Annotated in this window: 12 protein-coding genes; 7 read left to right on the top strand and 5 right to left on the bottom strand. The window is 64.1% G+C overall.

From position 1 onward, the window contains the following. The first annotated feature begins 196 nt into the window (after positions 1 to 196). The 3 genes from ald to Q2K57_RS05885 all read left to right on the top strand — a co-directional run bounded on the left by ald (position 197) and on the right by Q2K57_RS05885 (position 4,285). On the top strand, positions 197 to 1,312 hold the full coding sequence (gene ald, locus Q2K57_RS05895; protein WP_112053929.1) for an alanine dehydrogenase: 1,116 nt from the start codon (positions 197 to 199) through the stop codon (positions 1,310 to 1,312). A gap of 158 nt (positions 1,313 to 1,470) precedes the next feature. After that, positions 1,471 to 2,484: a tryptophan--tRNA ligase gene (gene trpS, locus Q2K57_RS05890; RefSeq protein WP_112053928.1), complete on the top strand. Its 1,014-nt coding sequence runs from the start codon at positions 1,471 to 1,473 to the stop codon at positions 2,482 to 2,484. A gap of 130 nt (positions 2,485 to 2,614) precedes the next feature. Next, positions 2,615 to 4,285 (top strand): NAD-dependent malic enzyme, encoded by a 1,671-nt coding sequence (locus Q2K57_RS05885; protein WP_112053927.1) that lies wholly within the window; start codon positions 2,615 to 2,617, stop codon positions 4,283 to 4,285. Positions 4,286 to 4,555: 270 nt separating this feature from the next. Here Q2K57_RS05885 and acnA read toward each other — a convergent pair whose 3' ends face one another. Then, entirely contained in the window at positions 4,556 to 7,294 is a 2,739-nt protein-coding gene (acnA, locus tag Q2K57_RS05880) for an aconitate hydratase AcnA (RefSeq protein ID WP_304526345.1), read from the bottom strand. Between the two features lie 247 nt (positions 7,295 to 7,541). Here acnA and Q2K57_RS05875 point away from each other — a divergent pair, with 247 nt between their 5' ends. The 3 genes from Q2K57_RS05875 to trxB all read left to right on the top strand — a co-directional run bounded on the left by Q2K57_RS05875 (position 7,542) and on the right by trxB (position 9,853). Continuing rightward, positions 7,542 to 7,751, top strand: coding sequence for a CPXCG motif-containing cysteine-rich protein (locus Q2K57_RS05875; RefSeq protein ID WP_304526344.1), 210 nt, complete (start codon positions 7,542 to 7,544; stop codon positions 7,749 to 7,751). Between the two features lie 227 nt (positions 7,752 to 7,978). Beyond that, entirely contained in the window at positions 7,979 to 8,581 is a 603-nt protein-coding gene (locus tag Q2K57_RS05870) for a peroxiredoxin (RefSeq protein WP_112053924.1), read from the top strand. Positions 8,582 to 8,896: 315 nt separating this feature from the next. Further along, entirely contained in the window at positions 8,897 to 9,853 is a 957-nt protein-coding gene (trxB, locus tag Q2K57_RS05865; RefSeq protein WP_304526343.1) for a thioredoxin-disulfide reductase, read from the top strand. A 177-nt stretch (positions 9,854 to 10,030) separates the two neighbouring features. On the opposite strand, the gene Q2K57_RS05860 is transcribed toward trxB, so the two are convergent. Next, the gene (locus tag Q2K57_RS05860; RefSeq protein ID WP_369700299.1) at positions 10,031 to 10,264 is read right to left on the bottom strand and encodes a SlyX family protein; all 234 of its coding nucleotides are present in this window, start codon (positions 10,262 to 10,264) and stop codon (positions 10,031 to 10,033) included. Between the two features lie 136 nt (positions 10,265 to 10,400). Here Q2K57_RS05860 and Q2K57_RS05855 point away from each other — a divergent pair, with 136 nt between their 5' ends. Further along, positions 10,401 to 10,865, top strand: coding sequence for a cold-shock protein (locus Q2K57_RS05855; protein ID WP_112053921.1), 465 nt, complete (start codon positions 10,401 to 10,403; stop codon positions 10,863 to 10,865). Between the two features lie 240 nt (positions 10,866 to 11,105). Here the strand turns inward: Q2K57_RS05855 and Q2K57_RS05850 are convergent, their stop codons facing one another. The 3 genes from Q2K57_RS05850 to dapD are packed head-to-tail and all read right to left on the bottom strand — an operon-like array spanning position 11,106 to position 13,763. After that, complete coding sequence (locus tag Q2K57_RS05850) at positions 11,106 to 11,492, bottom strand: hypothetical protein (protein WP_304526341.1); 387 nt, start codon at positions 11,490 to 11,492, stop codon at positions 11,106 to 11,108. A gap of 28 nt (positions 11,493 to 11,520) precedes the next feature. Further along, on the bottom strand, positions 11,521 to 12,678 hold the full coding sequence (dapE, locus tag Q2K57_RS05845) for a succinyl-diaminopimelate desuccinylase (RefSeq protein WP_304526340.1): 1,158 nt from the start codon (positions 12,676 to 12,678) through the stop codon (positions 11,521 to 11,523). A gap of 59 nt (positions 12,679 to 12,737) precedes the next feature. Continuing rightward, positions 12,738 to 13,763, bottom strand: coding sequence for a 2,3,4,5-tetrahydropyridine-2,6-dicarboxylate N-succinyltransferase (gene dapD, locus Q2K57_RS05840; RefSeq protein ID WP_304526339.1), 1,026 nt, complete (start codon positions 13,761 to 13,763; stop codon positions 12,738 to 12,740). Positions 13,764 to 13,802 lie beyond the last annotated feature (39 nt).

The following is a 13,802-nucleotide window of genomic DNA, read 5'->3' as shown; positions in this document are numbered from 1 at the left end:
GTTCAGGAATATGTGCTTTTTAGCGCCCGGCTGACAACGGTTTTCGTTGCCAGCCGGGCGTTTTTCTTTGGGATTTTTCTAAACTTTCCCCGGGCCTTGGGTGCTCTTGTGCCGCTGTGCTGTACTGCTGTCATGTGCTGGGTCTGTGGTGACCCGTCTTGCGCCCAGGCGTGCCCGTTATCCTCAAGGAGGTGCCATGAAGATCGCTGTGCCGAAGGAAATCAAGAATCATGAATACCGCGTGGCGCTGACGCCTTCGGGTGTGCGCGAGCTGACCGGCCGCGGCCATCAGGTGGTGGTGCAGGCGGGTGCCGGGGAAGGTGCTGGCTTCCCGGATGCCGATTACGAAGCCGCCGGCGCGACGCTCGAGGCCAACGTGGCGACGCTTTGGCAGGACGCCGAGCTGATCATCAAGGTCAAGGAGCCTCAGCCGGAAGAGGTCGAGCGGCTGTCGTCCGACCAGATCCTCTTCACCTATCTGCACCTGGCCGCCGAGGAGACGCTGACGCAGGGGCTGATTCAGAGCGGTGCCACCTGCATTGCCTACGAGACCATCACCGGGACCGGCGGTGGCCTGCCGCTGCTGGCACCGATGAGCGCGGTGGCCGGTCGCATGGCGGTGCAGGCGGGGGCCCACAGCCTGGAGAAGGCCCAGGGCGGTGCCGGCATTCTGCTGCCGGGTGTGCCAGGCGTTGCCCCGGCCAAGGTGACGGTGATCGGCGGTGGCGTGGTCGGTGAGAATGCGGCGCGCATGGCGCTGGGTCTGGGCGCCGAGGTGACCATCCTCGACAAGTCCCTTGCGCGTCTCGAGGTGCTCGATCACCGCTATCAGGGCCGCATCAAGGCCGTCTATTCGACCGCCGACACCCTGGACGAGGCAGTGCGCGAGTCCGACCTGATCATCGGTGCCGTGCTGGTGCCCGGTGCCGCCGCGCCCAAGTTGATCTCGCGTGCCCAGCTTGCCGAGATGAAGCCCGGCAGCGTGCTGGTCGACGTGGCGATCGATCAGGGCGGCTGCTTCGAGACCAGCCATGCCACCACCCATGCCGCGCCGACCTATGCGGTCGACGGCGTGGTGCACTATTGCGTGGCCAACATGCCCGGCGCCGTGGCCCGCACCTCGACCCAGGCGCTGACCAACGCCACCCTGCCGTTTGTGATGGCGCTGGCCGACAAGGGCTGGCAGCGGGCGCTGGCCGATGATCCGCACTTCCTGGCTGGGCTCAATGTCCACGCAGGCCAGGTGACCTATCCGGCGGTGGCCAAGGCCTTTGGCCTTGAAAGCATCGATGCGGTGACGCTGGTGAGCTAAGGCGCATCCACCGCGCGAGGCGCATGAGCGGCTGTGCGACACTAGCGAAGGACGGCCCGTTGGGGCCGTCCCCAACGGGCCGTCCTGTTCGCCTTGATCGGGGCGGCGCGGTAGACTGGGGGACACTTGCCATTTACTCAGTGGACCCGTCCGAATTCATGAACAAGACACGCGTTCTCACCGGTATCACGACCACCGGCACGCCGCATCTCGGCAACTACGTCGGGGCGATCAAGCCGGCCATCACTGCAAGCCAGGACCCCAACGTCCAGTCCTTCTACTTCCTCGCCGACCTGCATGCCCTGATCAAGTGTCAGGACCCCAAGCGTGTGGAGCAGTCGCGGCTGGAAATCGCGGCCACCTGGCTGGCGCTGGGGCTTGATACCGATAACGCCATCTTTTATCGCCAGTCGGATATCCCCGAGATTCCCGAGCTGACCTGGATGCTGTCCTGTGTTTGCGCCAAGGGGCTGATGAACCGGGCACACGCCTACAAGGCCGCGGTGGCCGACAACGAGTCTGCTGGCTCCCCTGATCCGGACAAGGGTATCACCATGGGGCTGTTCGGCTATCCGGTGCTGATGGCCGCCGACATCCTGATGTTCAACGCCCACAAGGTGCCGGTCGGTCGCGATCAGATTCAGCATATCGAGATGGCCCGCGATATCGGCGGTCGCTTCAATCACCTCTACAAGGGCCAGTTCTTTACCCAGCCCGAGGCGGTGGTCGACGATAAGGTGGAAGTGTTGAACGGTCTCGACGGGCGCAAGATGTCCAAGAGCTACAACAACACCATTCCGCTGTTCGTGTCCGAGAAGAAACTCCAGAAGCTGGTGCGCAAGATCAAGACCAATTCCCTGGAGCCCGGCGAACCCAAGGATCCGGATACCTGCACCCTGTTCCAGATCTATTCGGCCTTCGCTAGCGCCGAGGAAACCGCCGACCTGCGCCGCGAGTACGAGAACGGCATCGGCTGGGGCGTGGCCAAGGATCGGGTCTTCGAATACCTGAATGCCCATCTGCGTGAACCCCGTGAGCGCTATCAGGCGCTGATGGAGGATCCGGGGCACATTGAACAGGTGTTGGCCAAGGGTGCCGAGCGGGCGCGCTCCGAGGCCGCGCCCTTCATGGATCGCCTGCGTGAGGCGGCAGGCCTCGGCCGCTTCGTCTGAGCGCAAGCCATTGGCGGCCTCCGTCATCCTGCCCCGGTGGAAGGCCGGGGCCAGTCGTTGTGGTGGCCCGTGCCAAGCTCCCAACCATCGGGCGGCGATGCTCGCCCACTGCCAGTCAAAGGATGAGACGATGACCACATTTCCCAAGCGCCCTCTCTACGTGCCCTATGCCGGGCCGTCGCTGCTCGAGATGCCGCTGCTCAACAAGGGCAGCGCTTTCACTCTGCAAGAGCGGATTGCCTTCAACCTGATCGGCCTGCTGCCGCAGAACGTCGAGTCCATCGAAGAGCAGGCCTCGCGGGCCTACCGCCAGTACTGCCAATGTCAGACCGACCTGGATCGTCATATCTACCTGCGTGCCATACAGGACGATAACGAGACGCTGTTCTTCCGCCTGCTCGAGGAACATCTCGAGGAAATGCTGCCGATCATCTACACCCCGACCGTGGGTGAGGCCTGCGAAGAGTTCTCCAACATCTATCGCAACCATCGCGGCCTGTTCATTTCCTATCCCGATCGGGAGTACATGGACGACATCCTGCGCTCCGCGACCAAGGACAACGTCAAGGTGATCGTGGCCACCGACGGCGAGCGTATCCTGGGGCTTGGCGACCAAGGCATCGGCGGCATGGGCATCCCCATCGGCAAGCTGTCGCTGTATACCGCCTGTGGCGGCATCAGCCCGGCCTATACCCTGCCGATCACCCTGGATGTGGGCACCAACAACCAGACCCTGCTCGATGACCCCATGTACATGGGCTGGCGCCACAAGCGCGTCTCCCAGGACGAGTACAACGCCTTCATGGCCGACTTCATTGCCGCCGTGAAGCGCCGCTGGCCCAAAGTGCTGCTGCAGTTCGAGGACTTCGCGCAGACCAACGCCATGCCGCTGCTCGAACGCTATCGCGACGAGCTGTGCTGCTTCAATGACGACATCCAGGGCACCGCGGCGGTTTGCGTAGGCACCCTGCTTGCCGCCTGCAAGGCCAAAAAAGAGAGCGTGGCCGAGCAGCGGGTGGCCTTCGTCGGTGCCGGTTCCGCCGGGTGCGGCATCGCCGAGCAGGTGGTGGTGGCGATGTGTGCCGACGGCCTCTCCGAAGCCGAGGCCCGGTCGCGGATCCTGATGATCGACCGTCATGGCCTCCTGACCAGCGATATGGACGGCCTCTACGACTTCCAGAGCCGGCTTGCCCATGATGCGGCGGACTTTGCCGACACCAGCCTGCTCGGGGTAGTCAAGCAGGCCAAGCCCACCGTGCTGATCGGTGTGTCCGGCCAGCGTGGCCTGTTCAACCAGGAACTGATCGAGGCACTGCACGCCGGCTGTAAGGCGCCGCTGGTGATGCCGCTGTCCAACCCCACCTCGAAGGTCGAGGCGACTCCCGATGAGGTCCTCGCCTGGACCCATGGTCAGGCGCTGGTCGCCACCGGCAGTCCCTTCAAGCCGGTTGAGCTCGATGGCGAGACCTATCCCATCGCCCAGTGCAACAACGCCTATATCTTCCCGGGCATTGGCCTTGGGGTCATCGCCTCCGGCGCGAGCCGCATCACCGATGCGATGCTGATGGCGGCCTCCAACGCCCTGGCCAAGCACGCGCCGATGGTGCAGCACGGCGAAGGCGCACTGCTGCCGGCCCTGTCGGACATTCGTGAGATCAGCCAGTCCATCGCCTTTGACGTGGCGAAGATGGCGCAGCACGAGGGCAAGGCACTCGAGTGCGACGACGACGTACTGTGGGCGGCGATCGAGCGCAACTTCTGGTACCCGCGCTACCGTGAGTATCGCCGCCGGGCTTTCTGAGGCGAGAATGACCAGGCGGCAGGCGCCTGCATTAAGATGACGCCTGCTGCTTCGGCACCGCGACGCCGCGCCCCATCACAGGGCGCGGCGTCGTCGTTTCTGGGGCGAGGCGGCGGCGTTTCTGTTGGGAGCGGTGGCGCCCATCGGTAGTCGACCGGCGTTATCCGGTGCCTCAAGCGGAAAAGGCCCCGCCGGCATATTGCCGGCGGGGCCTTATTTGTGGCGTCGAGTGGGTATCAACGCCGGCTGTGGCTGATCAGGCTAGGCCAATCAGGCCGAACCGATCATCTTGCGCAGCACGTAGTGCAGGATGCCGCCGTGGCGGTAGTACTCGAGCTCGTTGGCGGTGTCGATGCGGCACAGGGCGTCGATATGCTTCTCGCCCTTGTCGCTCTTGATGGTGACCCGCACCTGGCCGCCCGGGCTCAGGCTGTCGAGCCCCTCGATGGAGACCGTCTCGTCGCCGGTCATGCCAAGCGACTTGCGGGTCTCGCCTTCGGGGAACTGTAGCGGCACCACGCCCATGCCGATCAGGTTGGAGCGGTGGATGCGCTCGTAGGACTCGGCCAGCACGGCGCGCACGCCCAGCAGGCGGGTGCCCTTGGCGGCCCAGTCGCGGGAGGAGCCGGTGCCATACTCCTTGCCGGCTATCACCACCAGCGGCGTGCCTTCCTGCTGATACTGCATGGCGGCGTCATAGATCGCCATCTGTTCGCCGGAGGGCACGTGACGGGTCTCGCCGCCGACCACGCCATCGAGCATCTCGTTCTGGATGCGCACGTTGGCGAAGGTGCCACGCATCATCACTTCATGGTTGCCGCGCCGCGAGCCATAGGAGTTGAAGTCGGCGGGCTTGACGCCGTGCTCCTGCAGGTAGCGCCCGGCGGGGCTGGCGGGCTTGATGGCGCCGGCCGGCGAGATGTGGTCGGTGGTCACCGAGTCGCCGAGCATGGCCAGCACGCGGGCGTCCTTGACGTCCTCGATGGCGTCAGGGGTGCGGCCCATGCCTTCGAAAAAGGGCGGGTGCTGGATGTAGGTGGACGCATCGGACCACTCGTAGACCTCGCTCTGGGGCACGTCGATGGCTTTCCAGACCTCGTCGCCGTCGAAGACCTCGGCGTACTCCTTGCGATACATCTCGGTCTTGACCTTCTCGACCGCCTCGGCGATCTCGGCCTGGGAGGGCCAGATGTCGGAAAGATAGACCGGCTGGCCGTCGCTGCCGGTGCCCAGCGGCTCCGTGGACAGATCCGTGCGCACGTTACCGGCCAGGGCATAGGCCACTACCAGGGGCGGTGAAGCGAGCCAGTTGGTCTTGACCAGCGGATGCACGCGGCCCTCGAAGTTGCGGTTGCCCGACAGCACCGAGGCGACGGTCATGTCGCCGTCGTTGATGGCCTTCTCGATGGGGTCGGCCAGCGGACCCGAGTTGCCGATGCAGGTGGTGCAGCCATAGCCGACCAGGTTGAAGCCGAGCGCGTCAAGGTCATCATCGACGCCGCCGGCGGCCAGGTAGTCGGTGACCACCTTGGAACCCGGGGCCAGCGAGGTCTTGACCCAGGGCTGGGTCTTGAGCCCCTTGGCCAGAGCGTTACGTGCCAGCAGGCCGGCGGCCATCATCACGCTGGGATTCGAGGTGTTGGTGCAGGAAGTAATGGCGGCGATCACCACGGCGCCCGGATTGAGTTTGAAGCTCTGGCCGTCGAGGTCGACGTCCTGGCTGGTGGGGTGTTCGTAGCTGTCCTCGATGCCGACGGCGGTTTGACCGCCCTCGGACTGCCACTTGCCCTGTTCTTCCTCCGAGGCCTTGTCGCCGTTGGCGGCCAGCAGCGTCTCGAAGGTGGTCTTCATGTCCTTCAGGGCGACACGGTCCTGGGGGCGCTTGGGCCCGGCCAGGCTGGCCTCGACCTCGCCCATGTCCAGCGCCAGGGTGTCGGTGAAGATCGGCTCGTCGCCGGTCTCGCGCCACAGTCCCTGTGCCTTGCTGTAGGCCTCGACCAGCGCCACCTGTTCATCCTCGCGGCCGGTCAGGCGCAGGTAGTTGAGGGTCTCGTCGTCGACCGGGAAGAAGCCGCAAGTGGCGCCATATTCCGGTGCCATGTTGGCGATGGTGGCTCGGTCGGCCAGCGGCAGGTCGTCCAGGCCGTCGCCGTAGAATTCGACGAACTTGCCGACCACGCCGCGCTCACGCAGCATCTGGGTGACCGTCAGCACCAGATCGGTGGCGGTGATGCCTTCCTTGAGCTTGCCGGTCAGCTTGAAGCCGACCACCTCGGGAATCAGCATCGACACCGGCTGGCCGAGCATCGCCGCTTCGGCCTCGATGCCGCCGACGCCCCAACCCAGTATGCCCAGGCCGTTGATCATGGTGGTGTGGGAGTCGGTGCCCACCAGGGTGTCCGGATAGGCGAAGGTCTTGCCGTCCTCTTCCTTGGTCCACACCGTCTTGCCCAGGTACTCCAGGTTGACCTGGTGGCAGATGCCGGTACCCGGCGGCACCACGCGGAAGTTATCGAAGGCTTGCTGGCCCCAGCGCAGGAACTCGTAGCGCTCCCGGTTGCGGTCCATCTCGATGGCCACGTTGTCTTTGAAGGCGCTTGGGTTGCCGAACTTGTCGACCATCACCGAGTGGTCGATGACCAGGTCGACCGGCGACAACGGGTTGATGCGCTCGGGGTCTTCGCCGAGCTTGGCCACGGCGGCACGCATCGAGGCCAGATCGACCACCCCCGGGACGCCGGTGAAGTCCTGCATCAGCACGCGGGCCGGGCGATAGCCGATCTCGCGCGAGGAGCGGGCCTTTTGCTGCCAGTCGACCAGCGCCTGGAAGTCGTCGTTGGAGACGCTCTCGTCATCGGCGAAGCGCAGCTGGTTTTCGAGCAATACCTTGAGGGTCTTGGGCAGACGCGAGATATCGCCCAGGGTAGAAGCGGCCTTGGGCAAGCTATAGTAATGGTAGCGTTGGTTGCCTACCGTGAGGGTATCCAGCGAGTCAGGGGTGGTGCTCATGGTCTTCTCCTCGTGTCGAGCGAAAGGTCATGATGCAGGCATCAGCATGTGACCATCCATGGGACATGTTCAGGACATGGCTACGACGATGGCTGCTTTCAAGCCTAGCCTATGGGAACCGACGCAAAGGTGACAGGCAAGCAGCATGATGTCTTAGGGAGATCATGGTCGCATGCTTTCTTGAAACCGCGCACCATTGGCCCCATATAGAGAGTATGAGCGTGGCGGTCACCGTTGGGAGAGAAGCATGCATGAAGAAATGTTGAATTCACATGCAGTGAACTGCCCTTACTGCGATACGGGCTTCGACTTGCTTGTCGATCCCAGTCAGGGCAGCCACGCCACCTGGGAAGATTGTCCGCGCTGCTGCGCGCCGATTCAGGTGCAGGTGGCTGTGTCAGCCTTCAGCGGTGAGGTCGAGGGCGTGACCCTTGGCCGTGACGATGATGTCGTCTAGGCATCATCTGTTCCTCACGTTTCAGGCGTAATACCCTGAACGGTCAATGAGCCGGGGCATGGTGGCGATGACGGTATCGTGTGTGCCCTGGCTATCGCGACAGCGAAATCGTATAGACAAACGCTATATTGGCCATTGGCCTTATCAACTTGGCAGATTCATGAGGTCGGCCTTAGGCTGGATCTCGATTCATCATCATTGATTATTCCATCAGCAAGGAGAATTGCATGAGCGTACTGGTAGGTCGTCAGGCCCCTGACTTCGAAACCGCCGCAGTCCTGGGCAACGGTGAAATCGTCGACAACTTCAAGCTGTCCGACAGCAACGGCAAGCTGCGCGTGCTGTTCTTCTGGCCGCTCGACTTCACTTTCGTCTGCCCGTCCGAGATCATCGCCCACGACAACCGTCTGCAGGCGTTCAAGGATCTGGGCGTTGAAGTGATCGGTGTCTCCATCGATTCCCAGTTCACCCACCATGCATGGCGGAAGACCTCTCCGGATGCCGGCGGCATCGGCGAAGTCGGCTTCCCGATCGTTGCTGACGTCAAGCATGAAGTTACTCAGGCTTACGGCATCGAGCACCCGGACGCTGGGGTCGCCATGCGTGCCTCCTTCCTGATCGACGAACACGGCATCGTTCAGCACCAGGTCGTCAACAACCTGCCGCTGGGCCGCAACGTTGATGAGATGCTGCGCATGGTCAAGGCGCTCAAGCATCACAACGAGCACGGCGAAGTCTGCCCGGCCGGCTGGGATGAAGGCGAAGAAGGCATGAAAGACACTGCCGAAGGCGTGGCCAAGTACCTGGGCGCGCACGCCGAAGCGCTGTAAGCGTTTAGGTGTATGAAGAGGCGGCCTGCGGGCCGCCTCTTTTGTATCCGAGCTTTGAGCCGGTGTCTTTTCATGCTGATGCCTTTGTCCATGCGTCAGTGGTAGAGACGCCCGCAGAGGCTCTTGTCTACCCCCTTGAGAGGCTCTGGCTACTGGCCTCGGGATGCTACACTCCCGTGCGAGTTAACCCGATCATCAAGCGTGCTGTGGCCTGGATTCCATGTGTGCTCAATGACCCCTCGTTGAACCCTCATTGAACCCAGGCCAGAGAGCGTTTCCGGCCGGATACCGGCCGTCATTTTGTGAGGACCCGACATGAGCGAAGTGCGCCACGAACGCCTGATCATCCTGGGCTCCGGCCCTGCCGGTTACACCGCCGCTGTCTATGCGGCCCGTGCCAACCTGAAGCCGCTGCTGATTACCGGCATGCAGGCCGGCGGCCAGCTGACCACGACCACCGACGTCGACAACTGGCCCGGGGATGCGGAGGGCGTTCAGGGCCCTGAACTGATGGAGCGCATGCGCGCCCATGCCGAGCGCTTTGACACCGAGGTGCTGTTCGATCACATCAACGAGGTCGAGCTGCGTGAGAAGCCCTACACCCTCAAGGGCGACAGCGGGACCTACACCTGCGATGCGCTGATTATCTCCACCGGTGCCAGCGCCCGCTATCTCGGCCTCGAATCCGAGCAGAAGTTCATGGGCCAGGGCGTGTCGGCCTGCGCGACCTGCGACGGCTTCTTCTATCGCAATCAGGAAGTGGTAGTGATCGGCGGTGGCAACACCGCCGTGGAAGAGGCGCTGTATCTTTCTAACATCGCTGCCAAGGTGACCCTGGTGCACCGCCGCGACAGCCTGCGCGCCGAGAAGATCCTGCAGGACAAGCTGTTCGATAAGGTCGAGAACGGCAACATGGCCGTCGTATGGAACCACACCTTGGATGAGGTGCTGGGCGACAACACCGGGGTGACCGGCGCGCGTCTCAAGTCCACGCTGGATGGCAGCACCAAGGAACTGGCGGCGCCGGGTGTGTTCATTGCCATCGGCCATACCCCCAATACCGGCATCTTCGAGGGCCAGCTGGAGATGGCTGGCGGCTACATCAAGGTGCAGTCGGGGCTCGAGGGCAACGCCACCGCCACCAGCATCCCGGGCGTGTTCGCCTCGGGTGACGTGATGGATCACGTCTATCGCCAGGCCATCACCTCTGCGGGTAGCGGTTGCATGGCAGCGCTGGATGCCGAGCGCTACCTGGACGGTCTGGAAGACTAAGCACCGTGGGCGCAGAAGTGGGTCGTTCCGATCATCTTTTGCGCCCTGCTTCTCTCCCGCCGCGGCCTTATCGATTGGCTGGGCTACCTGCCCTTGTTGCTCCTTCCCGTTTAAGCGGTCAGGATCTTTGTCCTGCAGGCCGCACTGAGCGCTCAGCTGAGCGATCAGTCATGCGCATCAATAGTGTGGCGGGCGCTCGTCTTCGAGGCTTGCCTGCTCGCCGGATGCATCGCTAAGGGCATGCTGTTGCTGGCGCAGTTTGGCCTGCATCAGCTCGCTCATGCGCTCCAGCGCCGAAAGCCGTGTCTCCTGGGCGGCGACCGCCTGGTCCAGGGTGTCCAGCCAGTGTTCCTGGTAGGCGATGCGGCTCTCGATGCCTTCCAGGCGGGCGAGCCAGTCGTGTTCTTGCATGGTAGTATCCTCTTGTGGCGTGTTGCCGTTCATCGCGACCGCCTCATCTTGTCAGCCTGTGCCCGCCAGCGTTATCGCCGGTGGGGTTTTGTCATGACCCCTTCATCCATTGCCATCACAAGAGAAACCGAGGTCCATGAATCAAAAGGTCTTACTTCGTTGTAGTCTGATCAGCGTGCTGTTGGCTGCGCCTGCGCCTTTGCTGATCGCCCTGTTCATCTATCTGACCGGCGGGGATCTGTCCCGCGAGCTGTTCGCCAGCCTGGAAGTGGGCGGCGTCGCCCTCGTCTATCTGGCCACGGCCGTCGCCGTCTTTCTGGTCACCCTGATCGCGACCGTAGCGGTCCATGTGCTTACGCCCACTCTTGCCAATCTGGCCGACGTCGAGGACGACGACCGGGAGATCGGCGAGGTCAAGTGGTTCAACGTCAACAAGGGGTACGGCTTCATCACCCGCGATGGCGGGGATGATGTGTTCGTGCACTTTCGCGCTATCCGCGGCAAGGGGCATCGGACCCTGGCCGAGGGCCAGAAGGTGCGCTACCACGTGATCGAGAACGAGCGCGGCTATCAGGCCGATGACGTGACCGTCATCACCTGACCGTCATTACGTGAGGAAACGGCCTGCGCTCGATCATGCGTGGTTGAAAGGACACGTCAGGTGAAAGGACACGTCAGGTGCGCATTGACTAACGTAAACGCCGCTACTTCGGCGCCCTTTCGCCTAGCCTGATCATTGCTCGGCATGTTTTTCCAGCTTTACCGCCACACTCAACGTCCCGCCCTGGTTGCCAGGCGGGACGTTGTCGTTTCGGCTACTGGCCCGCCTTATTTACCAGCCTCATTTGCCAGAATCAGGCCAAGTGATGGCGTCTTCCTGGCCGTCGGGCTGCACTCGCCAGAAGCGGTCCGGGTCGTCGCCAGGCTGCCAGCCTCCCAGCGAACAGCGCACTTCGACGCCCAGGGCGGTGGCGGCCGACCGGGCGCAGTCGGCATCTCGCGGCCAGGGGGTGGAGTCGCTGTCGAACCACAGGCTTGAGAAGCCGTCGGCGGCCTGCTCGACCAGCAGCACCGGTACTTTCTTACCGTCCAACAGACCGGTGGTGCGCCATTGGCGCTTGCCGGCACGAGACAGCGGCGGCGCGTCCAGGCTGTCGGCCAGCCAGGCATCCAGGACCTCGATGGGGGCCTTGGCCAGGTAAATCTCGATATCCGGGTAGCGTTGCATGCTTGACTCTCGGTAGCGGGCGGCAGGCTCAGTCGGCGTGAGCGAACAGCCGCGTGAGGATGGCCTCGTAGATGTCGCTGAGGGTGTCCAGGTCGGCGGCCCGCACTCGCTCGTTGACCTTGTGGATGGTGTCGTTGCGCGGTCCCAGTTCGACCACCTGGCTACCCAGGGTGGCGATGAAGCGTCCATCCGAGGTGCCGCCGGCGGTGGAGAGCGTCGGTCGCTCACCGGTAACGCCCTCGACACCGGCCACGGCAGCCTCGACCAGCTGACCTTCGGCGGTCAGGAAGGGCTCTCCGTTGAGCGTCCAGTCGAGGCGGTAGTCGAGGCCGTGGGCGTCGAGAATCGCCTCGGTGCGACGGCGCAGTTCCTCATGGGTCAGCTCGGTGGAATAGCGGAAGTTGAACACCACCTCGAGCTCACCCGGGATCACGTTAGTGGCGCCAGTGCCAGACCGGATGTTGGAGATCTGGAAGCTGGTCGCCGGGAAGAAGTCGTTGCCCGCGTCCCAGTGCTCCCGGGCCAGGGCGTCCAGCGCCGGGGCGGCCTCGTGGATGGGGTTGCGCGCCATGTGCGGGTAAGCGACATGGCCCTGCACGCCCTTGACGCGCAGCACGGCGCCCAGCGAGCCGCGGCGACCGTTCTTGATCACGTCGCCGACCCGTTCGGTGGAGGACGGCTCGCCGACGATGCAGTAATCCAGGCGCTCGTGGGTCTCGCGCAGGTGCTCGACCACCGCCTTGGTGCCGTCCACGGCTGGGCCTTCTTCGTCTGAGGTGATCAGGAAGGCGATCTTGCCGTCGTGGTCAGGGTACGCGGCGACGAAGCGCTCCACGGCGGTGATCATGGCGGCCAGGCTGCCCTTCATGTCGGCGGCGCCGCGGCCAAAGAGCATGCCGTCGTCGTCGATGAAGGGAGCGAAGGGCGGGTGGTCCCACTGGCTCTCGGGGCCGCTGGGCACCACGTCGGTGTGGCCGGCGAAGGCCATCACCGGGCCTTGGTGGCCGCGTACCGCCCAGAAGTTCTCGACGTCGCCGAATGGCAGCCGCTCGATGTGAAAGCCGAGGCGCTCAAGGCGCTCGATCATCAGTGCCTGGCAGCCGACGTCAGAGGGAGTCACCGAGGCGCGGCCCATCAGGTCGATGGCCAGGTCGAGTGTCGCGGAAGGCGTGGCGGTATCGGGCATGCGTCATCCTGGTAAGCGAAGGGGCAGAGCGCCCGCCGGCGGCGGGCGCAGCAAAGGGCTCAGTTGTGGGCGTGAAGCGCCTCGTTGAGCGCGACGGCACTCTTGTTGGTCAGACACTCGATGCGCCCGGTCTGCGAATTGCGGCGCAGCAGCAGGTCGCTCTGACCGGCCAGCGCTCGGGCGGCGACGGTCTCGGCTACCTGGCCCTGGTCATCCAGCACCGCGACCTTGGCGCCGGCGGTGAGGTAGAGGCCTGCCTCGACGGTGCATCGATCGCCCAGCGGGATGCCAATGCCGGCATTGGCACCGATCAGGCAGCCTTCGCCGACCTTGATGATGATGTTGCCGCCGCCGGACAGGGTGCCCATGGTCGAGCAGCCACCGCCCAGGTCCGAGCCCTTGCCGACCATCACTCCGGCGGAGATGCGGCCTTCGACCATGCCCGGCCCTTCAGTGCCGGCATTGAAGTTGACGAAGCCTTCGTGCATCACGGTCGTGCCTTCGCCGAGGTGGGCCCCCAGACGCACGCGGGCGGTGTCGCCGATGCGCACGCCGCTCGGCACCACGTAGTCGGCCATCTTGGGGAACTTGTCGACGCAGTCGACGGACAGGGCGCGGCCCTCGAGGCGCGCCTTGAGTCGACGAGCCGGCAATTCCTCGATGTCGATCGGGCCTTCGTTGGTCCAGGCGACGTTGCGCAGCAGGCCGAACATGCCGCTCAGGTCCAGACCGTGCGGTTTGACCAGGCGGTGGGAGAGCAGGTGCAGCTTGAGATAGACCTCCGGGGCATTTTCCGGGGCCTGGTCGGTCTCGAGGAAGGTCGCGACCAGTGGGCGCTGGCTTGCGGCGAGGCTCGCCGCCAGTTCGGCCTGCTCGGCGTGACCGGCGGTCTTGAGCGCCTCGGCGAGATCGGCGCAGTGCTCGGGCAGGAAGCTTACCGCGACGTTGCCGGCGGGGGCGCCGAGGACCTGGCGGGCAGCCTCGACCAGACTGGCCTCGGGCTCAAACAGCGGCGCCGGGTAGTAGACGTCCAGCCAGTCGCCTTGGGTGTTCTGGTTACCGATTCCGAGTGCGAAGCTCAGCATGGTGAGGGTCCTTTTGATCGAAGGTGAGCGAGGCCCTGG

It is taken from the genome of Halomonas sp. I5-271120 (assembly GCF_030553075.1).
Classification (GTDB): Bacteria; Pseudomonadota; Gammaproteobacteria; order Pseudomonadales; family Halomonadaceae; genus Onishia; species Onishia taeanensis_A.
This window is presented reverse-complemented; position numbering and strand designations above follow the sequence as displayed.

Excerpts from the sequence above, each read along its gene's own strand:
- dapD (WP_304526339.1), bottom strand. The coding sequence starts at position 13,763 with ATGCTGAGCTTCGCACTCGGAATCGGTAACCAGAACACCCAAGGCGAC.
- Q2K57_RS05860 (WP_369700299.1), bottom strand. The coding sequence starts at position 10,264 with ATGCAAGAACACGACTGGCTCGCCCGCCTGGAAGGCATCGAGAGCCGC.
- Q2K57_RS05875 (WP_304526344.1), top strand. The coding sequence starts at position 7,542 with ATGCATGAAGAAATGTTGAATTCACATGCAGTGAACTGCCCTTACTGC.
- Q2K57_RS05850 (WP_304526341.1), bottom strand. The coding sequence starts at position 11,492 with ATGCAACGCTACCCGGATATCGAGATTTACCTGGCCAAGGCCCCCATC.
- Q2K57_RS05870 (WP_112053924.1), top strand. The coding sequence starts at position 7,979 with ATGAGCGTACTGGTAGGTCGTCAGGCCCCTGACTTCGAAACCGCCGCA.
- Q2K57_RS05885 (WP_112053927.1), top strand. The coding sequence starts at position 2,615 with ATGACCACATTTCCCAAGCGCCCTCTCTACGTGCCCTATGCCGGGCCG.
- trpS (WP_112053928.1), top strand. The coding sequence starts at position 1,471 with ATGAACAAGACACGCGTTCTCACCGGTATCACGACCACCGGCACGCCG.
- ald (WP_112053929.1), top strand. The coding sequence starts at position 197 with ATGAAGATCGCTGTGCCGAAGGAAATCAAGAATCATGAATACCGCGTG.
- dapE (WP_304526340.1), bottom strand. The coding sequence starts at position 12,678 with ATGCCCGATACCGCCACGCCTTCCGCGACACTCGACCTGGCCATCGAC.
- trxB (WP_304526343.1), top strand. The coding sequence starts at position 8,897 with ATGAGCGAAGTGCGCCACGAACGCCTGATCATCCTGGGCTCCGGCCCT.
- Q2K57_RS05855 (WP_112053921.1), top strand. The coding sequence starts at position 10,401 with ATGAATCAAAAGGTCTTACTTCGTTGTAGTCTGATCAGCGTGCTGTTG.
- acnA (WP_304526345.1), bottom strand. The coding sequence starts at position 7,294 with ATGAGCACCACCCCTGACTCGCTGGATACCCTCACGGTAGGCAACCAA.